Here is an 8,076-nt window from a genome sequence, read left to right on the forward strand (position 1 = left end):
AATTCGTCACTGCGGTGGACCGCAGTCGATCGTGCGGTCTTCCTCAGGGTCCCTTCAGCCACGATTTTCTAGCGTGGTCGTCATGACAGCCATCGCAGCGCAGACGGCCGCGGACAGCGGTGCCGCTCCGCAGTGGATCAACGACCTCATGGACGCCCTGGGCGCCCCGGGGGCCGGTATCGCCATCGCTCTGGAGAATCTCTTCCCTCCCTTGCCGAGCGAGGTGATCCTGCCGCTCGCGGGGTTCGCGGCCGCCTCCGGCCGGATGGACCTGCTCGCCGTCCTGCTGTGGACCACGGCGGGCTCGGTGATCGGCGCGCTCGCCCTGTACGGGATAGGGGCGCTCCTCGGCCGCGACCGCACGGTGGCGATAGCGGGGAGGCTGCCGCTGGTGAAGGTGGCGGACATAGAGAAGACGGAGGCGTGGTTCCTCCGGCACGGCACCAAGGCGGTGTTCTTCGGCCGGATGATTCCCATCTTCCGCAGTCTGATCTCGGTTCCGGCGGGCGTCGAGCGGATGCGGCTCCCCGTCTTCCTCGGCCTGACCACGCTGGGCAGCGCGCTGTGGAACACCGCGTTCGTGCTCGCCGGTTACGCCCTGGGGGACAACTGGTCCCAGGTCACGAGCGTCGCCTCCGCGTACTCGAAGGTGATCCTCGTCGGCGCCGCGGTCGCGGTGCTGGGCTTCGTCGTCCTGCGCCTGCTGCGGCCCGGAGCCGGCCGCCGCAGGCGCGGCGATTCCGGGCACGGCGAGGAGCAGCCCTCCCCCGCGTCCGCCTCGTCCACCGCCCGGTCCGCAGGGGAACCCTCGGACCGGCCGGACGTCACCGGGCCGGGCACGCCGACCGCGGGACCTACCGGGCCTGGTTCACCGACCGCAGGAACTCCTGAAGGATCCGCTCCCCCGCGAATACCCCCCGCTCGGGCAGAGCACTGACCGTCGGTGCCGTCCAGCCGGAGTCGGCCAGCTCGCCGTGGCCCGGGCGCCAGCCCCGGTCGGCGGCGAGCAGCAGGTCGGCGTCGAGGAGGGAGTCCCCGGCGGCCAGGGTGAGACCGGCGCCGGTGCGGCGGGCGACCTCGCGCACGGCCTCGCTCTTGGTGAGCGGTGCCGGGACGGCGTAGAGCTTGCGGCCCTGGAGGGACACGGTCCAACCGCGGTCGCCGGCCCATACGGCGAGTTCCTTGACCCATCCCTCGGGCAGCAGGTCGCGTTCGAGGACGAGGTAGGCGAAGAGGTCCTCGGCGGTACGGTGCTTGCGCACCCACTGCGGGTCGGCGGTGGCCATCAGATGGTCGCGCACCTCCGCCAGCGGGGCGCACTCGTCGGCCAGCCGCGCGGTGACCCGCGCGTGCCAGTCGGGGTCGGTGACGCCGTCCACCAGCAGGTGGCCGCCGTTGGCGCAGATCGCGTACTTCGGCGGGGGGCCGGGCAGGTTGATGCGCTGGTACTGGGCGCGGGTCCGCGTCGTGGTCGGCACGAAGACAGCGGCCTCGCCGAGGTCACCGAGGTCGCCGAGTAGCCGGGCAGCGGTCTCCGTCATGTACGACAGGGGCTTGCTGTCGTAGACCTCCACGCACAGCAGCCGGGGGGCCTCCTGGTCCGGGACGGTCAGGTTGAGAGCGGCGGCGGAGTAGATCAGCGTGCGGTCGAGGTCGCTCGCGACGAGTACGGGCTGTACGGGCTGAGCAGGCATCAGACGGTCACCGCCCTGCCGTCGGCGCCCGTCGCGCCGCGGGTGTACCGGGGGTGGATCAGCCCGACGCAGGTGTAGGGCAGGTCGGTGACCTCCTCCACGGGCACGCCCCGCTGTGCGGCGAGCAGCCGGACGTGGTCCAGGTCGCTGCCGGCGCCGGCCCGGGCCAGCACCTTCCAGGGCACCCGGCGCAGCATCACGCGGGTGGTCTCGCCGACGCCGGGCTTGACGAGGTTGACGTCGTGGATGCCGTACTCCTCGCTGATCCGCTCGACCGCCGCCCAGCCCTCCCAGGTGGGGGTCCGGTCGGCGGCGTGCAGGTCCTTGGCCTGGACGTCGACGGCGCCGGCGACCTCCGGGAAGCGGGCGGAGACGGCGTCGAGGAAGGCCGGTGAGAGGTCGGCGCCGGCGAGTTCGCGGTAGAACTTCGCGCCGTGGAAGTCGTGGGCGCCGACCAGGTCGGCGCGGAGCACGGTGCGGGAGATCAGGCCGGAGACGGTGGAGTTGAGACAGGCGGAGGGGATGAGGAAGTCGTCGCGGGTTCCGTAGGTGCGGACACAGGAACCGGGGTCGGCCAGGACGGCGATCTCCGGGTCGAAGCCGGTGATGCCGTCGGACACCTCGAAGTCGCGCAGAGCGGCGGCGAGTTCGCGGGTGATGGCGCCCTTGCCGGTCCAGCCGTCGACGAAGACGACATCGGCCGGGTCGTGGTGGTCGGCCAGCCAGCGCAGCGCGTTGGCGTCGATGCCCCTGCCCCGGACGATCGACACGGCGTAATGAGGGAGGTCGAGACCATGGCGGAACTGCGCCCAGCGGCGCATCAGGATCCCGACGGGCGTGCCCGCGCGGGCGAGGGACACGAGGACGGGTCTGGGGGACCGTTCCATGAGGACGAGTTCGGTGACGGCGCCGACGGCCTGCGCCAGCCGGGCCGCCGAGGTGCGCAGCGCCGCGTGGAACAGGTCCTGGTACTGCTCGCTGGGCTGGTACTCGACGGGCAGCGACTCGGCGTAGTGCGCGCCGCCCTTCTGGATCGCCTCCTCGCGCTCCTCGGTGGGCGCCTCCAGCGTGGTGTCCGAGAGGTCCTGGAGCAGCCAGCCGACCTCGTCGGGGGCATAGGAGGAGAAGGCGGGGCCGCGCAGCGGCTCGGGCAGCATGGCGGGCCTTTCGGAGGCAGTGCCGGGGACGTACGAGGGGATGACCGCGAGCAGGACGTGCGGCACGTGGGCGGCGAGCCGGGCCAGCAGGCCGTCGGACGCGTGCAGCGCCGGGGTGTCGGCGGGCGAGTCGACGACGGCGACGACGGCGTCGAAGCCGGCGCCGGCGACGTTGTAGGCGTAGCGCTCGCCGGGGCCGTCGGCAGGGTCGTCGTGGGCGGGGAAGACCAGGCGGGTGCGTATCGCGTAGCCGGGGTCGTCGACGGCGAGGACGGGCGAGCGGGTGGTGGTGGAGTAGCGCACCTCGGCGGGGACGACCTGTTCCAGTTCGCGGGCCAGGCGCAGCGGGGCGTACATCAGTTCCTCGCAGCCGAGGACCAGGACGCGGCGGGTGCCGGCGGGCAGGGCCTCGGCGAGCCGGGCGGCCATGGCGGGCAGCGCGCTCTCCAGCCGGGCCCGGTGAGCGGCGGTGAACCCGTGCCGCCCTCCATCGGGAAGTCCCCGGGGCCAACGCAGGTCGACGCGGCTGACGGGGTCCGTGCCGGTCCTGGGAGGCTCCGGCTCGGCGGCTGCCACCGCCTCGTGCCGGGCCACCAGCCGCTGTCCCTTCTCCAGTACGTCGTCGGGCAGCAGGACGGTGCCCGAAGCGGCCGTCACCAGGTCCACTCGGGCGCCGATCTCCCGGGCGAAGTCCTCCAGGCGGCCCGCGTCGGCCGGCGAGCGCATGTCCACGAGGGCGACCACGACGTACCGGCGGCGGGGGTATCGCTCATGCAGGGCCCGGACGGTGTTGAGCACCGTGTTGCCGGTGGAGAACTCGTCGTCGACGAGGACGAGCGGACCGTCGCCGGCCAGCAGCGCGGGATCGGCGGGCAGCAGCAGGTGGGAGGTGGCGTGCGAGTGGGACTCCTCGAAGCCGCCGGCCTGGGCGACGCCGTCGACCGGGCGGCGGGTGGAGTGCAGGTAGGTGGCGGGGCCGAGGCCGTCGGCGACCGAGTGACCGAGACCGGTGGCGGTCTCCGCGTAGCCGAGGACGACCGCGGCAGCGGCCTCTTCGGCGCCCAGCAGGTCGCGTACGCGGCGGCCGAGGGTGAAGCCGTGGCCGTAGACCACGGAGGGCGACTGCGGTACGTGCTTGCCGAGCACGTTGGAGACGAGCAGGTGCGCCCGCTTGGGGTTGCGGCGCAGGGCGAGGCCCAGCAGGCCGGTCAGGTCGTCGTCGCCGGTGAGGCCGACGCCGAGCCGCTCGGCGACCCAGCTGCCGGTCCAGATCCCGGTCGGCTCTCCGGCCCCCGGCCGCTCCTTCATGCGCGTACGCCTCCCGTTGTCCACTGCGTGGTCCATGATCCCTTGTGTTCGGCCGGCCGGTCGGGCCGGACAGGTTCAGTCGGACAGGCCGGCGGCGAGCAGTTCGACGAAGCCGATGTCCTCGTTGGCCACGCCGAAGACCTCGGCGCGCAGCAGAGTGCGCTCGGCCCAGGCCCGGTGCGGCTTCACCTCGTTCATCTTGTTCGTGTACGACGACCTCAGCACGCCTCCGCCGCCACGCTCCGGGCGGAGGATGTCCTGGGCGTCGCTGAACTCCTCGTGGCTGACCACGGACAGCGCGTGCACCGGGAGCACGTGGGAGGGGTGGATGCAGGTCTTCCCCAGCAGGCCGTTGGCCTGGTCCAGGGAGATCTCCCGCAGCAGGCCGTCCATGGCGTGCTCGATCAGCCGGGCCCGCAGGTCCGCGGCCTGCACCTCCAGGAAGGGGCTCTGCCGCAGCTGCGGTTTGAACATCCGCTCCTGGACCCGGAAGTACTCCCACACCGGCCCGGTCACGGTGAACCCGGTGCCGTCGGCCCGCCCGAGCATGTTCACCACGTCGGCGATCACGGAGGCGACGATCTGGATGTCGTACGCCGTCATGTCGGGGCCGCGGCGCAGTCCGTAGGAGGAGCAGAAGTCGGTCACCCCGAGCCGGAGGGCGAGGACGCGGTCGCGGTACTTGTCGACCGCGCGGAAGATGCCCTCCAGGGTGTGCACCCGCGACTCCCGGTACAGCAGCTCCGGGGACTCCAGGACCGGCATGGCGAAAAGGCGCCGGCCCGTGGCGGCCTCCGCGTCGGAGAGGGCCTCCAGGAAGGGCATGCCGCGTTCCTCGGTGAACTTCGGCAGGACGAATCCGGAGAGCGTCTCCACGGCTGGGCCGAGGCGCCGCACCAGGTCGGGTATCTGCTCGGGGGTGCGCACGCGGACGAACAGCAGCGGAACGTTTCCGCCGGCCTGTCCGGGGCGTCCGGAGAGGTCAGTGAGGTGCCGTACGAGGTTCTCCTCGCCGGCCGCCACATCGGCGTCGTCGATGGAGTCCTCCAGGCAGAGCACCATCGAGACCACGCCGTTCGCGGCCTGCTTGAGGATGTCGTCGGCGAGACGCGGCCGGGTGGCGGGGCTGTAGAGCGTGGCCCCCAGAGCCGCGGAGAGCAGCCGCGCCGGGGAGTCGGCGCTGAACGCACCCGGCTCCTGATGGAAGAGACGCTTCCGCACCTCAGGGGCTATATGCCCGAAATGACGCATGTGAACTCCCCCGTGGTGACTGGGCGACCTGTAAAACGTTCGAAGGTGGCCGGTAATAGTACGTAGAAACCCATGTCAGAAGTTCCCGTCGGGCATGAATTCCAGGTAACCCGGCCGTGTCGGCGCCGCGAGGCAGGACGCCTTACCCGTCCCGGGTACCCGCCCCCGCATTGTCGTGACCAGGACCGAGAAGGCAGGATGACGGCATGACGCACGCGATGCTGAAAGGGTCGAACGTCCCGCTGGAGGCCACCACGGTCCGGGCCGTACTGCGCTGGACCCCCGGGCAAGGAATCCCGGACGTCGATGTCTCCGCGCTGCTCCTGGGCCCCGACGACCGTGTGCGATCCGACGAGGACTTCGTCTTCTACAACCAGCCCCGGCACCCGTCGGGCCAGGTCTGGCGGCTGGGCAAGAAGCGGGACTCCGACGGTCTGACCGACGCGATCCAGACGGATCTGTCCGGGGTCGAGGCCCGGGTCGGCCGCATCCTGCTGGTCGCCTCGGCGGACGGCGTCGCCTTCGAGCAGGTACGGGACCTGCGGGTCCTGCTCTACGACGCGACGGCCGACGACGCCGAGCCGCTGGCGTACTTCGACGTCAAGCCGGAGACGGGCGAGGAGACCGCGCTCATCTGCGGGGAGCTGTACCGGCGCGGGGAGAGCTGGAAGTTCCGGGCGCTGGGCGAGGGTTACTCGAACGGGCTGGAGGGCCTGGCGACCGAATTCGGCATCTCCGTGGACGAGGAGGCCGAGGCGGAGAACGACGCCCAGGCGGCATCCGAGACGACGGGAACGGCACCGGAGGCGACCGGAGCAACGCCCGAGAGCGGCCCGACCAACGCGCCCGCACCCACCGTGCCCTCCGCATCCACCGCACCCACCGCACCCACCGCACCCACCCAGGCCGTACCCGCCCAATCATCGCCTGCCCAGTCACCAACCGCCCAGCCCCCGACAGTCCAGCCCCCGCCCGTCCACTCCACGTCGGCCAGGACCGCGCCCGCCCAGCCGCTGCCGCCGGAGCAGCCGCCCGGGGTGCCGACCCAGCCCGCCTACGGCTATCCCCAGCAGACTCCGGCGACCCAGCCGGCCTACGGGTACCCGCAGCCCGCCGGTGCCGGACAGAGCGCGTACGGCTACCCACAGGCACCCGCCGCACCCTCTGCACCCTCCGCACCCGCCCCGGCGACCGCCGCCGGCGCGGCGGCCGGCTACGGCTACCCGCCGCCGTCGGCCGTGATCCCCGACCCGGACTTCCGGTTGCCGCCGCAGGGGCCGCAGTTCCTCGGACGGTAGCCGGGAGGGCCGCCGTCCGGGCGCCGTCGGCCCTCCCTCAGCACGCGCCCCGAACGCAGCCCGCGCCCCGAACGCAGCCCGCGCCCCGGATGCCAGACTGCCGGAGCCGAGGCGCCGTCCGGCTCACCGGGGCAGGCTCACCGGGTCAGGCTCACCGGACCCGGCTCACCGTTCGGCCTTCGCCTTGTAGCCCCGTCCCCATTGCAGGCCCCACCCGTACAGCCGGTCCAGTTCGCCCTGGAAGCCGTAGACGAACTTGACCTCGCGGCGGACGAACATCTCGCCCTTGATGTTCTCGATCATGACCACGGCGCAGGACCGGGCCTGCGGGTGGCGTTCGTCGAGGCTTATCTCGATCCGGGGGCCGTTGCTCGGGTAGAGGGTGACGATGGCGTGCGCGCGGTCGAAGGCGGGCGTCTGGTCGTATATGTAGGCGAAGACCAGGAGGCGCTTGATGGCGTCGCGGTGGTCGAGGTTGACGTAGATCGTCTCGCCGGAGCCGGACCCGAACCGGTCGTCGCCGCTGAGCTTGACGTAGGGCGCGGCGTTGACGTCCCCGAAGAAGCCGCCCAAGGGCTGTACGACGCCCTTGGCGCCGTCCTGCATCTCGTACAGACAGCCGAGGTCGAGGTCGACGTTGACCATGCTCTGGCTGTGGCCGAGGACCTCGGGGGGCTTGAGTGCCTTGAAGGGGTGCCGCAGCAGGCTCTCCCGCTGCGGGCCGGAGATGTCGGAGGTCCGCATCCGCCAGGCCAGGTTGATGCGGAGGTTGCCGGTGGCCGCGCCCTGTTTGGTCAGGGAGACCTGGCTGTGCCGTTTGGTCAGTTCGATGGCGTTGGTCGCCGCGTTGCCCGAGTCGAAGTCGGTCTCGCGGCCGCGCCACAGTCGTCCGTCCAAGATGCCCATTCCCGCCCCCACGCATGTCCGTCTCACGCCGCCACCGCACCGGAGGGCCGCGGCTGCCTCGTCGCACCCGCGGTCCGGGACGCCGACGGGGCGGCGCCGAGGAGTCGTCCTCGACGCCGCCCCGCTCAGAGCGTTCCTCGCCCGGGCCGGGTTCACACCCGCGGTGCCGGAGCACCGGAGGCGAACAGGGCCCGGACCAACGGGCTCCTCACACTCCCGAAGGAGCCCCGCACTCCCGCAGGAGCCCCGGCTCCCGCAGGAGACTCACACTCCGGAGGAGACTTCCGCCTTCTCGCTGTTTCCCGGCCCCTCGGCCTCGGCGAGCCGCTTGTTGCGGCGTACGGAGGACCAGAAGGAGGCGCCGATCAGGACCACGCCGATGAGGCCGGTGATCAGCTCGCTGATCTGGTACTGGATGGTGATCAGCAGGATGACGGCGAGGGCGCCGATGGCGTAGTGGGC

7 protein-coding genes are annotated in these 8,076 nt (G+C 72.0%); 2 read left to right on the plus strand and 5 right to left on the minus strand.

Going from position 1 to position 8,076, the window contains the following annotated elements; all coding sequences use genetic code 11:
- The first annotated feature begins 82 nt into the window (after nucleotides 1-82).
- Nucleotides 83-937 carry a DedA family protein gene (locus tag ACIQR3_RS37610; protein WP_403546001.1) on the plus strand — a complete coding sequence of 285 codons (855 nt, stop codon included), beginning with the start codon at nucleotides 83-85 and terminating at the stop codon, nucleotides 935-937.
- Here the strand turns inward: ACIQR3_RS37610 and ACIQR3_RS37615 are convergent.
- From ACIQR3_RS37615 to ACIQR3_RS37625, 3 genes are all read right to left on the minus strand, one after another.
- Nucleotides 855-1,694, minus strand: a complete 840-nt coding sequence (locus ACIQR3_RS37615) for an HAD family hydrolase (protein ID WP_403546003.1) — start codon at nucleotides 1,692-1,694, stop codon at nucleotides 855-857. The two genes, ACIQR3_RS37610 and ACIQR3_RS37615, sit on opposite strands and share 83 nt — an antisense overlap.
- On the minus strand, nucleotides 1,694-4,159 hold the full coding sequence (locus ACIQR3_RS37620) for a phosphoribosyltransferase (RefSeq protein ID WP_403546014.1): 2,466 nt from the start codon (nucleotides 4,157-4,159) through the stop codon (nucleotides 1,694-1,696). Before ACIQR3_RS37620 ends, ACIQR3_RS37615 begins: the two co-directional genes overlap by 1 nt.
- A 75-nt stretch (nucleotides 4,160-4,234) precedes the next feature.
- Nucleotides 4,235-5,410, minus strand: coding sequence for an HpcH/HpaI aldolase/citrate lyase family protein (locus tag ACIQR3_RS37625; RefSeq protein ID WP_403546004.1), 1,176 nt, complete (start codon nucleotides 5,408-5,410; stop codon nucleotides 4,235-4,237).
- 206 nt (nucleotides 5,411-5,616) lie between these two features.
- Here ACIQR3_RS37625 and ACIQR3_RS37630 point away from each other — a divergent pair, with 206 nt between their 5' ends.
- Complete coding sequence (locus ACIQR3_RS37630; protein WP_403546006.1) at nucleotides 5,617-6,708, plus strand: TerD family protein; 1,092 nt, start codon at nucleotides 5,617-5,619, stop codon at nucleotides 6,706-6,708.
- 165 nt (nucleotides 6,709-6,873) lie between these two features.
- Here ACIQR3_RS37630 and ACIQR3_RS37635 read toward each other — a convergent pair whose 3' ends face one another.
- Together ACIQR3_RS37635 and ACIQR3_RS37640 are read right to left on the minus strand one after the other, a co-directional pair.
- Complete coding sequence (locus tag ACIQR3_RS37635; protein WP_403546008.1) at nucleotides 6,874-7,614, minus strand: Tellurium resistance; 741 nt, start codon at nucleotides 7,612-7,614, stop codon at nucleotides 6,874-6,876.
- Between the two features lie 264 nt (nucleotides 7,615-7,878).
- Nucleotides 7,879-8,076 (minus strand): DUF475 domain-containing protein (locus tag ACIQR3_RS37640; RefSeq protein WP_403546010.1); only part of this gene is annotated, 198 nt, incomplete at its 5' end.

The organism is Streptomyces sp. NPDC090994 (assembly GCF_044768905.1).
Lineage (GTDB): Bacteria > Actinomycetota > Actinomycetes > Streptomycetales > Streptomycetaceae > Streptomyces.